The organism is Stenotrophomonas sp. FW305-3-2-15-E-LB1, assembly GCF_058787375.1.
This window is the reverse complement of sequence record NZ_JBYSZR010000001.1, coordinates 240,312-255,117: the sequence shown is the minus strand read 5'-3', so window position 1 is coordinate 255,117 and position 14,806 is coordinate 240,312. Positions and strand designations below refer to the sequence as shown.

At 67.2% G+C, this 14,806-nt stretch carries 16 protein-coding genes; 3 read left to right on the top strand and 13 right to left on the bottom strand.

What is annotated here, in order from left to right; translation table 11 throughout:
- Nucleotides 1-19: 19 nt before the first annotated feature.
- The 13 genes from AC3WL7_RS01330 to AC3WL7_RS01270 all read right to left on the bottom strand — a co-directional run bounded on the left by AC3WL7_RS01330 (nucleotide 20) and on the right by AC3WL7_RS01270 (nucleotide 11,850).
- Complete coding sequence (locus tag AC3WL7_RS01330; protein ID WP_108746314.1) at nucleotides 20-775, bottom strand: HvfC family RiPP maturation protein; 756 nt, start codon at nucleotides 773-775, stop codon at nucleotides 20-22.
- Nucleotides 768-1,643, bottom strand: a complete 876-nt coding sequence (locus AC3WL7_RS01325) for an HvfB family MNIO-type RiPP peptide maturase (protein WP_312737135.1) — start codon at nucleotides 1,641-1,643, stop codon at nucleotides 768-770. Before AC3WL7_RS01325 ends, AC3WL7_RS01330 begins: the two co-directional genes overlap by 8 nt.
- Entirely contained in the window at nucleotides 1,630-1,986 is a 357-nt protein-coding gene (locus AC3WL7_RS01320; RefSeq protein ID WP_492749066.1) for a hypothetical protein, read from the bottom strand. Before AC3WL7_RS01320 ends, AC3WL7_RS01325 begins: the two co-directional genes overlap by 14 nt.
- Before the next feature lie 276 nt (nucleotides 1,987-2,262).
- The gene (gene phoU / locus AC3WL7_RS01315; RefSeq protein ID WP_079221290.1) at nucleotides 2,263-2,970 is read right to left on the bottom strand and encodes a phosphate signaling complex protein PhoU; all 708 of its coding nucleotides are present in this window, start codon (nucleotides 2,968-2,970) and stop codon (nucleotides 2,263-2,265) included.
- A gap of 65 nt (nucleotides 2,971-3,035) precedes the next feature.
- Nucleotides 3,036-3,866 (bottom strand): phosphate ABC transporter ATP-binding protein PstB, encoded by an 831-nt coding sequence (gene pstB / locus AC3WL7_RS01310; protein WP_079221291.1) that lies wholly within the window; start codon nucleotides 3,864-3,866, stop codon nucleotides 3,036-3,038.
- A 19-nt stretch (nucleotides 3,867-3,885) separates the two neighbouring features.
- A complete protein-coding gene (pstA, locus tag AC3WL7_RS01305) occupies nucleotides 3,886-4,749 on the bottom strand; it encodes a phosphate ABC transporter permease PstA (RefSeq protein ID WP_492749065.1) in 864 nt (287 codons plus the stop codon).
- Entirely contained in the window at nucleotides 4,749-5,717 is a 969-nt protein-coding gene (pstC, locus tag AC3WL7_RS01300) for a phosphate ABC transporter permease subunit PstC (RefSeq protein WP_079221293.1), read from the bottom strand. The genes pstA and pstC overlap by 1 nt, the downstream gene beginning before the upstream one ends.
- Before the next feature lie 79 nt (nucleotides 5,718-5,796).
- Complete coding sequence (pstS, locus tag AC3WL7_RS01295) at nucleotides 5,797-6,885, bottom strand: phosphate ABC transporter substrate-binding protein PstS (RefSeq protein ID WP_079221294.1); 1,089 nt, start codon at nucleotides 6,883-6,885, stop codon at nucleotides 5,797-5,799.
- A gap of 379 nt (nucleotides 6,886-7,264) precedes the next feature.
- The gene (gene pstS, locus AC3WL7_RS01290) at nucleotides 7,265-8,284 is read right to left on the bottom strand and encodes a phosphate ABC transporter substrate-binding protein PstS (RefSeq protein ID WP_079221295.1); all 1,020 of its coding nucleotides are present in this window, start codon (nucleotides 8,282-8,284) and stop codon (nucleotides 7,265-7,267) included.
- Between the two features lie 312 nt (nucleotides 8,285-8,596).
- Nucleotides 8,597-9,808, bottom strand: coding sequence for an OprO/OprP family phosphate-selective porin (locus AC3WL7_RS01285; RefSeq protein WP_108759662.1), 1,212 nt, complete (start codon nucleotides 9,806-9,808; stop codon nucleotides 8,597-8,599).
- A gap of 203 nt (nucleotides 9,809-10,011) precedes the next feature.
- Nucleotides 10,012-10,698, bottom strand: coding sequence for an endonuclease III (nth, locus tag AC3WL7_RS01280; protein ID WP_492749064.1), 687 nt, complete (start codon nucleotides 10,696-10,698; stop codon nucleotides 10,012-10,014).
- Entirely contained in the window at nucleotides 10,698-11,051 is a 354-nt protein-coding gene (locus AC3WL7_RS01275) for a hypothetical protein (RefSeq protein ID WP_492749063.1), read from the bottom strand. The genes nth and AC3WL7_RS01275 overlap by 1 nt, the downstream gene beginning before the upstream one ends.
- A gap of 4 nt (nucleotides 11,052-11,055) precedes the next feature.
- Nucleotides 11,056-11,850, bottom strand: coding sequence for an enoyl-CoA hydratase/isomerase family protein (locus tag AC3WL7_RS01270; RefSeq protein ID WP_492749062.1), 795 nt, complete (start codon nucleotides 11,848-11,850; stop codon nucleotides 11,056-11,058).
- Between the two features lie 166 nt (nucleotides 11,851-12,016).
- On the opposite strand from AC3WL7_RS01270, the gene AC3WL7_RS01265 reads away from it, so the two are divergent.
- From AC3WL7_RS01265 to AC3WL7_RS01255, 3 genes are all read left to right on the top strand, one after another.
- Nucleotides 12,017-12,718, top strand: coding sequence for an FKBP-type peptidyl-prolyl cis-trans isomerase (locus AC3WL7_RS01265; protein ID WP_079221300.1), 702 nt, complete (start codon nucleotides 12,017-12,019; stop codon nucleotides 12,716-12,718).
- 209 nt (nucleotides 12,719-12,927) lie between these two features.
- The gene (locus AC3WL7_RS01260; protein WP_492749061.1) at nucleotides 12,928-13,740 is read left to right on the top strand and encodes a CoA pyrophosphatase; all 813 of its coding nucleotides are present in this window, start codon (nucleotides 12,928-12,930) and stop codon (nucleotides 13,738-13,740) included.
- A complete protein-coding gene (locus AC3WL7_RS01255; protein WP_492749060.1) occupies nucleotides 13,737-14,639 on the top strand; it encodes a sulfurtransferase in 903 nt (300 codons plus the stop codon). The genes AC3WL7_RS01260 and AC3WL7_RS01255 overlap by 4 nt, the downstream gene beginning before the upstream one ends.
- Nucleotides 14,640-14,806 lie beyond the last annotated feature (167 nt).

Genomic DNA, 14,806 nt, shown 5'->3' with positions numbered 1-14,806 from the left:
AACTCCTCGTTGGGGGGAATCAGGCCACGGCGGGCAGCGGGCCGATCACGCCGGCCTGGAGGAACTGCTGCAGCAGCTGGGTGCCAGGTTCGGCCAATGCGTCGGCGTCGAGGTGGTGCAGGGTGGCCAACTGCTGCAACTGCTGCTGGCCGCTGGCGCCGGGTGCTTCGTCGATCAGGATCAGCAGGTGCGCGGCCAGCGGGCTGAGCTGGGCGAAGCGCACCACGCCATCGGCATCGCGGCGGACCAGCAGGGCGGTGGGTTCCGCGGGCGGGGTGGCCGGTGCATCGTCGGCGCCCAAGCGGTGTACCGGCCACGCGTACAGCAGTGGCCAGGCCAGCGGTGAGCAGCGCAGCGGGGCCTGCAGCGGGTCGACGCCGGGTGCCGGTGGCAGCGGCTGGGCCGCGCGCTGGTACAGGTCGGTTTCCACCCACTCATAGTGGGCCAGCTCGGCCAGTGCCGGGTGCGGCAGCTCGGGCTGTGCCTGCAGCCATTGCACGAACTCGGCCGCCACGGCGGTGAACAGTGGCGCGCGTGCGCGATGGTGGGCGAAGTAATGGCGCACCAGGTCGGCCCACGCAGGTTCGCCGAGCAGGCGCACGCAGACCGGGAACCCCGTGCCGAGCAGCCCCAGCAGGTTGTTGAACAGCAGCCGCTGGTAGACCGCCACCCGCCGCGGGTCCAGGTCGGCCGGGGCCGGCACCTGTTGCGGGTCGCGCAGGTGCGCGGTGAACGCGTGCTGCTGCGCGCGCAGGCGCTCGGGTGCATCAGCCATGGGCAGCCTCGCGCAACGTGCCCTGCAGGCGGCGGATGGTACGCAGTTCGCCCTGCAGCTCGGCATAGGGCGGGAAGTTGAAATCGCGTTCGAGCAGCGTGGGGCGCGGGCCGAAGCGGTCGTAGCTGCGTTCCAGCAGCGCCCACACGGGGTCGATCACCGGGCTGCCGTGGGTATCGATCTTCAGGTCCGGTGCCTCGTCCAGGTGGCCGGCCACGTGCAGGCAGACGATGCGCTGGGCCGGCAGCCCGGCGATGAAGGCGTCGGCATCGTAGCCGTGATTGCAGGCATTGACGTACACGTTGTTGACGTCCAGCAGCAGGTCGCAGTCGGCCTCGGCAAGCACCGCGTTGGTGAAGGCAAGTTCGTCCATCGCCGGCTGCGGCGCCAGGTAGTACGACACGTTCTCCACCGCGATGCGGCGGCCGAGCAGGTCCTGCACGCGGGCGATGCGGGCGGCGGTGTGGCGCACCGCTTCATCGGTGAACGGAATCGGCAGCAGGTCGTAGAGCTGGCCTTCGTCGCTGCAGTAGCTCAGGTGCTCGCTGTACAGCGGTACGCGGTAGCGCTCGAGGAAGCGGCCGACCTGCTGCAGCAGCTGGGTATCCAGCGGTGCGCTGCCGCCCAGCGACAGCGACAGGCCGTGGCAGCTCAGCGGATGGCGCCGGGCCAGTTCGTCCAGCGCATCGCCGGCTGGCCCACCGACGTTGATCCAGTTCTCCGGCGCGCATTCCAGGAAATCGAAATCGCCGGCCGGCGCGTCGTGCAGGTCCTGCAGCAATGCCCGCCGCAGGCCCAGCCCGACGGCCGCCGCTGGAAGCGGCAGCCGCGGGGAAACGACGCTGGCGGCAGCGTCAGTGCTTGGCACCGCACTTGCCTTCGCCACACTTGCCTTCGGTGGCCTTCTTGTCGCCGGCGGTCTTTGCCTTGGCATCGGCGCCCGCGCCGGCCTTGGCCTTGCCCTTGTCGGCGCCGCACTTGCCTTCGGCGCTCTTGCCGTCGGCACCACACTTGCCCTCGGCATGCTTGGCGGCGTCACCGGCCTTGGCGTCGGTTGCCTTGGCATCGCCGGCCTTGGCCGCCTGGCCAGCCACCAGGTAGCCCTGGGCAAGGTCGGTCATGCTCAGGGCCGAAGCACTGGCAGTCACGCCCAGCCCTGCAGCCAGGGCGGTGGCGGTCAGCAGGGACAGGGTCTTGTTGGAACTGCTCATCGGTCGTACTCCTTGGGTGGTGGGCGGGCGCCCGGGGTGAAACGATGGTGCAGCGATCCTACTCAAGGAATCCTCGCCGAGACCTCAAATTTTCGTGAGGATTGCCGCAGGCGGGATGGGGGGGGCCGCGCACGGCATCCACGCATGGCGTGGATCTACAACCGGCCCAGTAGATCCACGCCATGCGTGGATGAATGCCCGGATCGCGCGTACAAAAAAGGCCCCTGTCATGCCGACAGGGGCCTCCGCACGCGCTTGCGCTGTTGCAGCGCAATATCAGACGTGGTCGGTGCTGGACGTCTCGTCGCGCTTCTCGCGGGGCGGCAGCGGCTGCTCGCCGTGCACCAGGAACCACACGTTCTCGGCGATGTTGGTGGCGTGGTCGCCCACGCGCTCCAGGTTCTTGGCCATGAACAGCAGGTGGGTGCACGGGGTGATGTTGCGCGGGTCTTCCATCATGTAGGTCAGCAGCTCGCGGAACAGCGCGGTGTACTGCGCGTCCAGGCGGGCGTCGTCCTGGCGCAGGGCGATGGCGGCTTCGGCGTCGTTGTCGCGGTAGGCGGCGATGGCGCGGCGCACCTGCTGCGCGGCCAGGCGGCCGAGGGCGCGCAGGCCCTGGATCTGCGGCAGCGGCGGCACCTTGCCCAGCGCGATGGAGCGCTTGGCAACGTTGGCGGCGTAGTCACCGATGCGTTCGATGTCGGCCGGAATGCGCAGGCCGGCCAGGATCTCGCGCAGGTCGCGGGCCATCGGGCCACGCAGGGCCAGGCGCATCACGTCGTGGCTGATCTGCTGCTCCAGCTGGTCGATGGCTTCATCGTTGGCGATGATGCGGTGGGCGGCATTCTCGTCGCGCTTCTCGATGACGTCCATCGACGCCTCCAGCTGGGCGACAGCCATCTCGCCCATGCGCACGATTTCGGCCACCAGGCGCTGCTGCTCTTCGTCGTAGCTCTTGACGATGTGGTCGTTGGGAAGATTCATGGTCTGCAATCCGGGTAGAGCCAGGCCACGCCTGGCTGGGACATGTGGCGAGGGGACGACACCGATCAGCCGAAGCGACCGGTGATGTAGTCCTCGGTCTGCCGCTGCGAGGGCTGCGAGAAGATCACTTCAGTACGGTCGTGCTCGATCAGGTCGCCCAGGTACATGAAGGCGGTGTAGTCGGACACGCGCGCAGCCTGCTGCATGTTGTGGGTGACGATGACGATGGTGTACTCGTGCTTGAGCTCTTCCACCAGCTGCTCGATGCGGCTGGTCGAGATCGGGTCCAGCGCCGAGGTCGGCTCGTCCAGCAGCAGCACCGACGGGCGCAGCGCCACGGCACGGGCGATGCACAGACGCTGCTGCTGGCCACCGGACAGGCCCAGGGCGCTCTGCCCCAGCTTGTCCTTCACTTCGTCCCACAGCGCGCCCTGGCGCAGGGCCTGCTCGACGCGGTCGGCCATGTCGGCCTTGCTCAGCTTCTCGTGGTGGCGGATGCCGTAAGCCACGTTCTCGAAGATGGTCATCGGGAACGGAACCGGCTTCTGGAACACCATGCCCACCTTGCTGCGCAGGCGGTTCATCGGGTACTTCGGCGAAAGGATGTTCTCGCCGTCCAGCAGCACCTCGCCACGCGCTTCCAGCTTCGGGTACAGCGCGTAGATGCGGTTGAAGATGCGCAGCAGGGTCGACTTGCCGCAACCGGAGGGACCGATCAGCGCGGTCACGCGCTTTTCCGGAATCTCCAGGTTGATGCCCTTCAGGGCGTGGAACTTGTCGTAGTAGAAGTCCAGACCACGCGCGGCCAGCTTGACCGGCGACGGCGCGTGCAGGTTCTCGTGCGAGGCCGGCACCGCGATGCGCTGCATGGGCACGGCGTTGGAGAGGTCGTTCATGGCGTTATCCACGGAAAGGTCAGTCATGGGAGAAACGGTTGCGCAGCAGGATGCCGCGAGCGGCAAGGCTGACCAGCAACACGAAGACAGTCAGCACCAGGGCACCGGCCCAGGCCAGCACCTGCCAGGATTCATACGGGCTGCCGGCGAACTGGTTCATCACCACCGGCACCGAGGCCATCGGCTGGAAGATGTTGTTGTTCCAGTACTGGTTGCCGAAGGCGGTGAACAGCAGCGGGGCGGTTTCACCGGAAATGCGGGCCAGCGCCAGCAGGATGCCGGTGATGATGCCGGCCGACGCACTGCGGTACAGCACCTGCACGATCACCTTCCACTGCGGGATGCCCAGCGACAGGGCGGCTTCGCGCATCTGCGAAGGCACCAGGCGCAGCATCTCGTCGGTGGTGCGAACCACCACCGGCAGCACGATGAAGGCCAGCGACAGCGCACCTGCGAAGGCGGAGAAGTTGCCGCCGGTCTGCATCACGTACAGGGTGTAGACGAAAAGGCCCAGCACGATGGACGGCGCCGACAGCAGGATGTCGTTGACGAAGCGGACCACGGTGCCGGCCTTGCGGGCGTTGCCGTACTCGGCCAGCCAGGTACCGGCCAGCACGCCCAGCGGGGTGCCGATGCCGATCGCCAGCGCACACATCACCGCGCTGCCGAAGAAGGCATTGGCCAGGCCGCCTTCCTGCATCGGCGGCGGCGTCATCTTGGTGAACAGATCCAGATTGATGCCGGCCAGGCCCTTGGCGGCCAGGGTGAACAGGATCCAGCCCAGGAAGAACAGGCCGAACAGGGCGGTGGCGCAGGACAGCGCGATGGCAATGACGTTGCCGATGCGGCGGCGCAGGTACAGGGAGTCAGCGGTGGTGGACATCAGTTGCCCTCCTTGCGGGACAGGCGCATCAGCATCAGGCGGGCGATGGCCAGCACGACGAAGGTGACGATGAACAGGACGAAGCCGAGCAGCAGCAGCGCCGAGCGGTAAGTTTCAGTGGCTTCGCCGAAATCGTTGGCGATCAGCGCGGCGATGGTGGTGCCCGGTTCCAGCAGCGACGGCGACAGGCGCACGCTGTTGCCGATCACGAAGGCCACGGCCATGGTTTCGCCCAGCGCACGGCCGAGGCCGAGGAAGACGCCGCCGATGACGGCCGAGCGGGTGTAGGGCAGGACGATGTCCCAGCTCACTTCCCACTTGGTCGAACCGAGCGCGTAGGCCGATTCCTTCAGGCGGGTCGGCACGGTCAGGAACACTTCGCGCATCACCGAGGAGATGAACGGGATGACCATGATGGCCAGCACGAAGCCGGCGGTGAGCATGCCGATGCCCAGCGGCGGGCCCTGGAACATCGGCCCGATGATCGGCCATTCGCCCAGGGTTTCGTTGAGGAACGGGGTGACGTACTCGGTCATCACCGGCACCAGCACGAACAGGCCCCACATGCCGTAGATGATCGAGGGGATGCCTGCCAGCAGTTCGATGGCGGTACCGACCGGGCCACGCAGCCAGCGCGGCGCGACTTCGGTGAGGAAGAAGGCGATGCCGAAGCTGACCGGCACGGCGATGACCATCGCGATGAACGCGGTGACCAGGGTGCCGTAGATCGGGGCGAGGGCGCCGAACTTGTTTTCGACCGGATTCCAGTCGGAGGAGAAGAAGAAGCTCAGGCCCTGCATCTGCAGGGCATGGCGGCCGCCCCACAGCATGGACAGCGCGGCGCAGGCCAGGGCGATCAGGACGAAGATGACGGTGCCGACCAGCACCCATCGGAACAGTTTGTCGTTGCGGGCATCACGCGCATCGCGCGTGGACGGGGCTGCTACAGGCTGGGCGATGGCATTCATGGGGACGGCAGGGCCAGGAAAGGGGGCGGCACGACGTGGAAGTGACGGTGCCCGCGCGGGGCGGGCACCGTCGGGTCCATCACTTCAGCTCGGTGCCCCAGTAGGCCTCGATCTGCTTGGTCAGTTCGGCCGGCAGCGGCACGTAGTGCAGCTCATTGGCCTGGGTCTGGCCGTTTTCGAAGGCCCACTTGAAGAAGGCCAGGGTGTCCTGGTTGCGCTTGGCATCCTTCGGCTTCTTCTGCATCAGCATGAAGTTGGTGGCGGTGATCGGCCACGCCTGCTCGCCCGGGGCGTTGGTGATGACCAGGTTGAAGTCCTTGGCGCTGGCCCAGTCGGCGCTGGCAGCAGCGGCGGCGAAGGTTTCAGCGTTCGGCTGCACCCAGGTGCCTGCGGCGTTCTGCAGGGCGGTGTACGGCATGGCGTTCTGCAGGGCGTAGGCCAGCTCGACGTAGCCGATGGAGCCCTTGATCTGCTTCACGTAGGAGGCAACGCCTTCGTTGCCCTTGCCACCGACGCCGTCCGGCCACTGCACCGAGGTGCCTTCGCCGACCTTGGTCTTCCACTCCGGGCTGACCTTGGACAGGTAGTTGGAGAAGTTGAAGGTGGTGCCCGAACCGTCCGAACGGTGGACGATGGTGATCTTGCCGTCCGGCAGGGTCACGCCCGGGTTGGCCGCGGCGATGGCCGGGTCGTTCCAGGTCTTGACCTTGCCCAGGAAGATGTCGGCGAGCAGGGCGCCGGTCAGGCGCAGCTTGCCGGCTTCCAGGCCTTCGATGTTGACGACCGGCACCACGCCGCCGATGGCCGACGGGAACTGGGCCAGGCCGGCCTGGGCCAGCTCGTCGCTGCTCAGCGGCTTGTCCGAGGAACCGAAATCAACGGTGCCGGCCTTGATCTGGGCGATACCGCCGCCCGAACCGATCGACTGGTAGTTGATCTTGGCGCCGGTGGCGGTGTTGTAGTCGGCCGACCACTTGGACACCAGCGGGAAGATGAAGGATGCGCCAGCGCCGGAGACCTCGGCGGTCACCTTGTCGCCGGCAGCGGCCGGGGCGGCGGCTGCGTCGGCAGCCGGCTGCTGTGCAGCCTGCTTGTCGCCACCGCAGGCCGACAGGCCCAGGGCGATGGCCAGGGAAAGGGCGGCGAGGCCGGCCGAGTGCAGTTTCATGTTCACTCCATAGCGGGGAAGAGCCGACGTCGTCGGCGGATGCGGCTATGAAATGATGTTTTTGTTACAGCCGTATGACGTCCATGACAGAGGTGTCGGACATCACGTTCTGACAAGGGTTTCACGGGGTCAGCGGCCCCGTGGCGGGGCTGCCCGGCGCCGTCCGGGGCGCTGGAATGCGCGCGGCGGGCTCTTGTAGAGCCGAGCCCATGCTCGGCTGCGGCCCGTCAGCCGAGCATGGGCTTGGCTCTGCAAGGGCGGGGGCCGGGCCAGCCCCCCCAAAAAAGAAAGGCGCCAGACCCGAAGGTCCAGCGCCCGGTTGGGATCGGCGGGGGAGAGAGGACCCGCCGATCCCCGTTCCTGCGGGGGAACGCCTTGCTCAGTACTTCAGGTTCTGGGTCCAGTAGGTCTCGATCTGCTTGACCAGGGTGTCCGGCAGCGGCACGTAGTCCAGCTGCTTGGCCTGCGCATCACCGTTCTTGTAGATCCAGCGGAAGAACTCCTGGGTCGCCTTGGCGCCGGCCACGTTCTTCGGCTGCTTGCGCACCAGGATGAAGTTGGTGGCGGTGATCGGCCACGCCTGCTCGCCCGGGGCGTTGGTCATGACCAGGTAGAAGTCCTTGGCATTGGCCCAGTCAGCGCTGGCGGCCGCGGCCGAGAACGAGGCGTCCGACGGCTGCACGATCTTGCCGGCAGCATTCTTCATCGCCGCGTAGGACATCTTGTTCTGCAGGGCGTAGGACAGTTCGACGTAGCCGATGCCGCCCTTGATCTGCTTCACGTAGGCAGCGACGCCTTCGTTGCCCTTGCCGCCGATGCCGGCCGGCCACTGGACCGAGGTGCCTTCACCGACCTTGGTCTTCCACTCCGGGCTGACCTTGGACAGGTAGTTGACGAAGTTGAAGGTGGTGCCCGAACCGTCCGAACGGTGGACGATGGTGATCTTGGCGTTCGGCAGGGTCAGGCCGCTGTTCAGGGCAGCGATGGCCGGGTCGTTCCAGGTCTTGATCTTGCCCAGGAAGATGTTGGCCAGGGTCGGGCCGTCCAGCTTCAGCGCGCCCGGGGCGACGCCGGCCACGTTGATGACCGGCACCACGCCGCCGATGACCGACGGGAACTGGGCCAGGCCGGCAGCAGCCAGCTCTTCCGGCTTCAGCGGGGCATCGGACGAACCGAAGTCCACGGTCGCCGCCTTGATCTGGGCGATACCACCACCGGAACCGATGGACTGGTAGTTGACCTTCTTGCCGGTCGCGGTGCTGTAGTCCGCCGACCACTTGGACATGACCGGGTAGATGAACGAAGCGCCCGCGCCGGTGACATCGGCGGCGTTGGCGGCAAACACGGACGATGCAGCCAGGATGGCGACAGCGGCGCGCGACTTGAAGGCGTGGATCACGGGAGAGACTCCTGGGGTGGTCGAAGGGCGGCTGCCCAACGTTTCGGTGCACATTCCATAACGGTTACGTGACATGCCCGCGTCTGTCATATGACGCAACCGTGACACCCGTCATGAATGTCTCGGAACCCGCGCCAGAGAGCCTGCAGGCCCTTCGGGACACGGTCGGAAAGGGAGCCTGGCGGCAGCCGTGGGCACTGCCCGGGCGCGGGTGCTGCGCAGGCGCCGCCGCCCGGGTGGCAGGGCGGCGGGCCCCACAACGACGAAGGCACGGCCGGAGCCGTGCCTTCGTTGCAACGCATGCTTCAGGTCTTACCAGAAGAACTGCGCGCGGGCTTCCAGGATGTTCGGATCGTCGTTGACGAAGCCGCGGGCGGTGGAGCTGTACTTCTTGCTGTCCACCATCACGTAGTTGACCATGAACTTGAAGTTCGAACGCCAGTACCAGTTGGCGCCGACGGTCCAGATGTCCATCTTGCCGCCCAGCACGCCATCGACGATCGGCGGGCGACCGGCGACCGGGTTGGCCGCCAGGTTGCCGTCGTTCAGGTCCATGTGGTCGTAACGCACGCCCAGCTGCCACTGGCCGCCGGCCGGGTTGTTCGGCAGGCCGGTGCCCGGGGTGCCGCCCTTGTAGCTCCAGGTTTCGCCGGTCACGTTCCACACGCCGCTGACGTAGTAGCCGTCGCTGGTGTAGTTGTCGTGGTCGTAGCGCTTGGCCTTGCTGCTGTAGTACTCGGCCTGGGCCTTGAACGGGCCCTGGAAGTACATGGCTTCAGCGCCGAGGGTGCTGACGCGGTCGGTGTCGGTCATGTTGCCGCTGTCGACCAGGCGGGCGGTGGCCAGGTCGGCGTTCGGGCGGGCACGCACGCGCAGGGTGTCGGCGTCGGCGTCGTAGTCGACGTAGCTCAGGCCGAAGTGCAGGACCTGGCCCTTCTCGTTGATCGGGGCGAAGGTGCCGCGTGCGCCGTAGCCGCTGCCGTGGGCCAGGTTGCGGGTCAGTTCGCGGCCGAAGGCGCTGGCGGTGACCGACCAGTTGTCCTGGCCGTAGCTGTAGGCGCCACCGAGGCGGCGGGCGACCGCGTAGGTGTTGGTGACCGCAGCCTTGGAGATGAAATCGTTGTTCTTGGTGCTGGACAGCTCTTCCAGGCTGTTGGGCTGCTTGAACTGGCCGGCCTGGATGAAGTGGTTGGCGTTGCCCAGCAGCTTGTACTTCACGTTGGTGTCGAGGAACTTGTCGGCCTTGGCGTCATAACCGACCACCCACTCCACGTTGCCCGGGCCCTTGCCCTTCAGCACCAGCTCGGCGCGACGCAGTTCGAATTCGCTGTCCTTGCCATTGCCGGCGTCACCGCCGTTGAGGTCCACGACGTCATTGTCGAACCAGTTGCCGTCGGCCTGGACCAGGCCTTCGAAGGTGATTTCCGAACCGCCGATCACATCGATGGCGACTTCAGCGTGAGCAGCCGGCACGTACAGCGCAGCAGCCACGGCCACCGTCAGGAGTTGGTGATGCAGTTTCATGGAGAGGAGCCTTGCAGGCAGGTGGGAAGATGCGCGCAGGCTAAAAGGTAAAGATTGCGTAAATGTGACAGTTCGCGCGCGGCAGGCATCCGCCGCAGGCCCCGTCGCGTCAGGGGCTGACGATGTAAACGCTTGCATGTGACGCTGCGGTTGCGCACGGATTGCAGTAGATCCACGCCACGCGTGGATGCTTGTCGTGCGCCCTACGCAGCGGTCTTTTCCTTGAACCGGCACAGGTCGGCAATCACGCACCCCGGGCAATCCGGCTTGCGCGCCTTGCACACGTAACGCCCGTGCAGGATCAGCCAGTGATGCGCATCGAGCAGGAACTCGGCCGGGATCGCCTTGACCAGGCGGTCCTCCACTTCGCGCACGTTTTTGCCCGGCGCCAGCCCGGTGCGGTTGGCCACGCGGAAGATGTGCGTATCGACTGCCATCACCGGTTCGCCGAACGCGGTGTTGAGCACCACGTTGGCCGTCTTGCGGCCGACCCCGGGCAGCGCTTCCAGCGCTTCGCGATCGCGTGGCACTTCGCCGTCGTACTTCTCCAGCAGGATCGCGCAGGTGGCGATCACGTTCTTCGCCTTCGCGTTGAACAGGCCGATGGTGGCGATGTACTTCTTCAGGCCGTCCTCACCGAGCGCGAGGATACTGGCCGGTGTATTGGCCACCGGGAACAACCGCCGCGTCGCTTTGTTGACGCCCACGTCCGTGGCCTGCGCCGACAGTGCCACGGCCACCAGCAGCTCGAACGGCGAGCTGTATTCCAGTTCCGTCTTCGGGTGCGGATTGAGTTCGCGCAGGCGGGTGAACATTTCCACCACGTCGGCGCGCGGCATCACGCTGCCACGACGCGCGGGAGTGCGCGCGGTCTTCTTTGCAGTGGCCATTACTGTTCCTTGCCTGCGGCGCGGGCCTTGGCCCGGGCGAGAATCGCGGCCGCCGCAGGAGGCAGCGCAGGTTTCACATCTGGTGCCGGCGCGGGTGTGCGACGTGCATCACGTTCGGCTTCGCGGCGCGCCAGGCGCACGGCACGCGCACGATAGCGCTCACGCGCGGCCCAGGCGTTCTGCAGGTCGTGCTGTACCTGCAGCAGGCGCTGCGGAAGTTCCGGGTGGCCGGGTACCAGGCGTGCGTCGGCCTCGCCGGCGACGTAGTCCATCAGGCCGGCCTGCAGGGCGCCATCGAGATCGTCTGCCTGGACCCGGGCGAACAGCTGCGCGGGGTTGGGTCGGGATGCCATGGGGTCAGCGGTTCTGGAAGGCCGGCGGGCGACGCTGCAGGAACGCGCTGGTGCCTTCGCGCATGTCTTCGGTGGCGAACAGCAGGCCGAACTGCGCGCTTTCGTATTCCAGGCCCGCTTCCAGGCTGCATTCGCCGCCCACGTGCACGGCGTCCAGCAGGCCACGCAGGGCCAGCGGTGCCGAGCGGGCCAGCTGCCTGGCGACGTCCTGCACGCGGTTGTCCAGTTCGGCTGCCGGCACCACCTGGTTGACGATGCCCAGCACGAGGGCGCGCCCGGCGTCGATCGGCGCGCCCAGCAGGCACAGTTCCAGGGTGGCCGCGCGGCCGCACAGGCGCAGCAGGCGCTGGCTGCCACCGAAGCCCGGGATCAGCCCCAGGTTGATCTCCGGTTGGCCGACCTTGGCGGTATCGGCCGCGATGCGCAGGTGGCAGGCCATGGCCAGCTCCAGCCCGCCGCCCAAGGCGAAACCGTTGACGCGGGCGATGACCGGCTTGGGCATGCGCTCGATCTGCCGCATCAGGGCCTGGCCCAGCAGGGAAAAATCACGTCCCTGAACCGCGCTGAGGGTGTTCATTTCGGCGATGTCGGCGCCGGCCACGAAGGCCTTGGGGCCGGCGCCGGTCAACACCACCACGCGGACGTCCGGGTCGGCCGCCGCGGCGCTGAACGCCTCGGCCAGGGCCTGCAGGGTGGCCGCGTTGAGGGCGTTGAGCTTTTCCGGGCGCTGCACGGTGAGGGTGCGGATGGCACCATCATCGGTCACGGCGACGGGGTGGTCGGCGGGGGCTGAGGCCACGGAAAGCTCCTGGAACGTTAAAAAAAAGTGAGATTGAACTCTTGAAACGCAGGCGGGTCAAAGCCTGCGTGGTCAGTAGCGGTTACACGTTGTGGCCGGTATCCTAACCCGTCGCCTCAGGGCGGCGCAGAACGTCCCTGAGTTACCACCCCTGGAGAACTGTTTGATGAAGTTGCGTTCTATCGCGGTCGCCGTCGCGGCCCTGGCCCTGACGGGCAATGCCTTCGCCCAGGACGTCTCGTCCGAAAAGGGCAAGCTGAGCTACTACTTCGGTTACGACTACGGCAACAACCTGGCTGAGCTGACCGCCCGTGGTGAGCAGCTGGACATCAACTCGGTGGTGAAGGGCCTGCAGGACGCCTACGCCAAGAAGCAGCCGGCGATCACCGCCGATCAGCTGAAGCCGGCCGTTGAAGCGTTCCAGAAGCGCGAGCAGGGCCGTGCCCAGGCCGCCAAGGCCGAGTACGAAAAGGCTGCTGCCGAAAACAAGACCAAGAGCGACCAGTTCATTGCGGCCAACAAGTCCAAGGCGGGCGTGCAGTCCCTGCCGAGCGGCGTGCAGTACCGCGTGATCGAAGCCGGCAAGGGTGCCAAGCCGACCCAGGCCAACACCGTGCAGCTGGAAGTGGCCGGTCCGTATCCGTTCGGCCAGCGCCCGGCTGAAGCCCGCCCGGCCCAGCAGATTCCGTCGATCAAGGTCAGCGAAGTCGAAATGAAGGCCATGCGCGAGACCCTGCTGCAGATGCCGGCTGGCTCGAAGTGGGAAATCACCCTGCCGCCGGACCAGGCTTACGGTGCCGACCCGCGTACCGGCTTCCCGCCGAACGTGGCGGTGCAGTTCGAAGTCAAGCTGGTCAGCGTCAAGTAAAAAACGAAGCAGTGCAGACAACGCGCCGGTGGCTTCCACCGGCGCGTTTCTGTTTCCGCTGCGGGACGCGTGCGCCAACCCGGTAGAGTCGACCGTTGGTCGACTGCTCTTGCCGCGCTGCGCGCGATCGTCGACTGACAGTCGACTCTACCGCCCATCCGCGTGTCGCGATCGTCCCCAACCGAAGCCATTCGCGCTACTGTTGCAGGGTGCAAACTTCGGAAGAACCGGCGCGTGTTGTTGCAAGCCCCTGCATTGGCGTGTGCAAGCTGGATCACAACCGGCTGTGCGCCGGGTGCGGGCGGCATATCGATGAAATCGCAGGGTGGTCGTCGATGAGCGATCGCGAACGCAGCCGCATCCTGCACCGCGTGCAACCCCTGCGCGAACAACTGCAGCAATCGCTGCGTGGCTCACTGGCCGACCATGAGCGCCTGCTGCGCGCGCTGCATCCGCTGGCCGAACCGCCGAAGGGCGATGGCTGGAACCGCAGCGAACTGAGTGACCTGCTGCCACCCGGCCCGCCGGTGGAAGCCGCCGTGCTGGCCGGTATCGTGCCGCGTGCCGGTGGTGCCCAGGTCATCCTCACCCGCCGCACCGAAACCCTGCGCACCCACGGTGGCCAGGTCGGCTTTCCCGGCGGCCGCACCGAACCCGACGACCGCGACGCACTCGCCGCCGCACTGCGCGAGAGCCAGGAAGAAATCGCACTGGCACCGGGCCAGGTGCAGGCGCTGGGCTACCTCGATCCTTTCGTCACCATCACCGGCTACCGGGTGACCCCGGTGGTGGCGGTGGTCGATCCGGATTTCGTGCCGGTGCCGCAGCCCAGTGAAGTGGCCGAAGTGTTCGAGGTGCCGCTGGATTACCTGATGGCCGCTGACAACCTGCGCCAGGTCGAAATCAACCATCGCGGCCGCGTGCGCCATGTCCTGGAGTACGGCTGGCCTGGCCAGCGCATCTGGGGCGCCACCGCGGCCATCCTCTACAACCTGCGTCGCCGCCTGGAGCAAGTGCAATGAAGCCGATCAATCCGCCGTGGACCACCCTGGTCGATGTCGCCACGCTGGCCGCCGCCCTGGGTGAAGGCGTGCGCGTGGTTGATGCGCGCGCCACCGCCAGCACGGCCGTGCGCGTGGTGGATGCCCGCGCGGCCCTGGCCGATCCGCAGGCCGGGGCAGGGCAGTACGCAGCCGGGCATATCCCGGGCGCGGTACATGCCGATCTCAACCAGGATCTTTCCGACCTGCGCCGCAGCGGCCATGGCCGCCATCCACTGCCCGACAGTGACGCGTTTGCCGCGCGCGTGGGCCAGTGGGGCATCGGCCAGGAGACGCAGGTGGTGGTCTACGACGGCAGCGACGGCAGCATGGCCGCAGCACGCCTGTGGTGGCTGCTGCGCCTGATCGGCCACACCCGCGTGGCCGTGCTCGACGGCGGCATCGCTGCCTGGCAGGCCGCCGGCCATGCACTGGCCACCGGCCACAGCGAGGTGTCTGCGCAGCCGCCGTATCCGGGCCGTTTCGACACCACCCAGGTGGCCTCGGCCGACGAGATCGCCGCGCGCCTCAAGCACGCCCCCGGCTGGCTGGTCGACGCCCGCGCCGGCGAGCGGTTCCGTGGCGAAGTGGAGCCGCTGGACCCGGTGGCCGGCCACGTTCCCGGCGCGGTCAACCGCCCGTTCGCCCTGAACGTCCTCGACGGCCACCTGCGCGACCCGCGGGAACTGCGTGCAGAACTGCAGGGCGTGATCGGCAATCAGGACCCGCAGCGTGTCGTGCTGATGTGCGGCTCGGGCGTGACCGCCTGCCACCTGCTGCTGGCCATGGAAAGCGCCGGCCTGAGCGGTGCCCGCATCTATGCCGATTCCTGGAGCGGATGGGTCAGCGACAGCACCCGCCCGGTGGCGACCGGCGCCTGAAAGCTCCGATTGAATCGACCCCGTGCCGACCAACGGTCGGCACCCACCAGAGCAGAGCGCCGTTCCGACAGATGGATGCCAGTAGATCCACGCCACGCGTGGATGAGGGTCCGATGCCGTGCCGACCAACGGTCGGCACCCACCATCAGCAGCCACCATCAGTCGGC

Bases quoted from the DNA above. Each gene is read 5' to 3' on its own strand.
- AC3WL7_RS01330 (WP_108746314.1), bottom strand. From the start codon at position 775: ATGGCTGATGCACCCGAGCGCCTGCGCGCGCAGCAGCACGCGTTCACC.
- AC3WL7_RS01320 (WP_492749066.1), bottom strand. From the start codon at position 1,986: ATGAGCAGTTCCAACAAGACCCTGTCCCTGCTGACCGCCACCGCCCTG.
- phoU (WP_079221290.1), bottom strand. From the start codon at position 2,970: ATGAATCTTCCCAACGACCACATCGTCAAGAGCTACGACGAAGAGCAG.
- pstB (WP_079221291.1), bottom strand. From the start codon at position 3,866: ATGAACGACCTCTCCAACGCCGTGCCCATGCAGCGCATCGCGGTGCCG.
- pstA (WP_492749065.1), bottom strand. From the start codon at position 4,749: ATGTCCACCACCGCTGACTCCCTGTACCTGCGCCGCCGCATCGGCAAC.
- pstC (WP_079221293.1), bottom strand. From the start codon at position 5,717: ATGAATGCCATCGCCCAGCCTGTAGCAGCCCCGTCCACGCGCGATGCG.
- pstS (WP_079221294.1), bottom strand. From the start codon at position 6,885: ATGAAACTGCACTCGGCCGGCCTCGCCGCCCTTTCCCTGGCCATCGCC.
- AC3WL7_RS01285 (WP_108759662.1), bottom strand. From the start codon at position 9,808: ATGAAACTGCATCACCAACTCCTGACGGTGGCCGTGGCTGCTGCGCTG.
- nth (WP_492749064.1), bottom strand. From the start codon at position 10,698: ATGGCCACTGCAAAGAAGACCGCGCGCACTCCCGCGCGTCGTGGCAGC.
- AC3WL7_RS01275 (WP_492749063.1), bottom strand. From the start codon at position 11,051: ATGGCATCCCGACCCAACCCCGCGCAGCTGTTCGCCCGGGTCCAGGCA.
- AC3WL7_RS01265 (WP_079221300.1), top strand. From the start codon at position 12,017: ATGAAGTTGCGTTCTATCGCGGTCGCCGTCGCGGCCCTGGCCCTGACG.
- AC3WL7_RS01255 (WP_492749060.1), top strand. From the start codon at position 13,737: ATGAAGCCGATCAATCCGCCGTGGACCACCCTGGTCGATGTCGCCACG.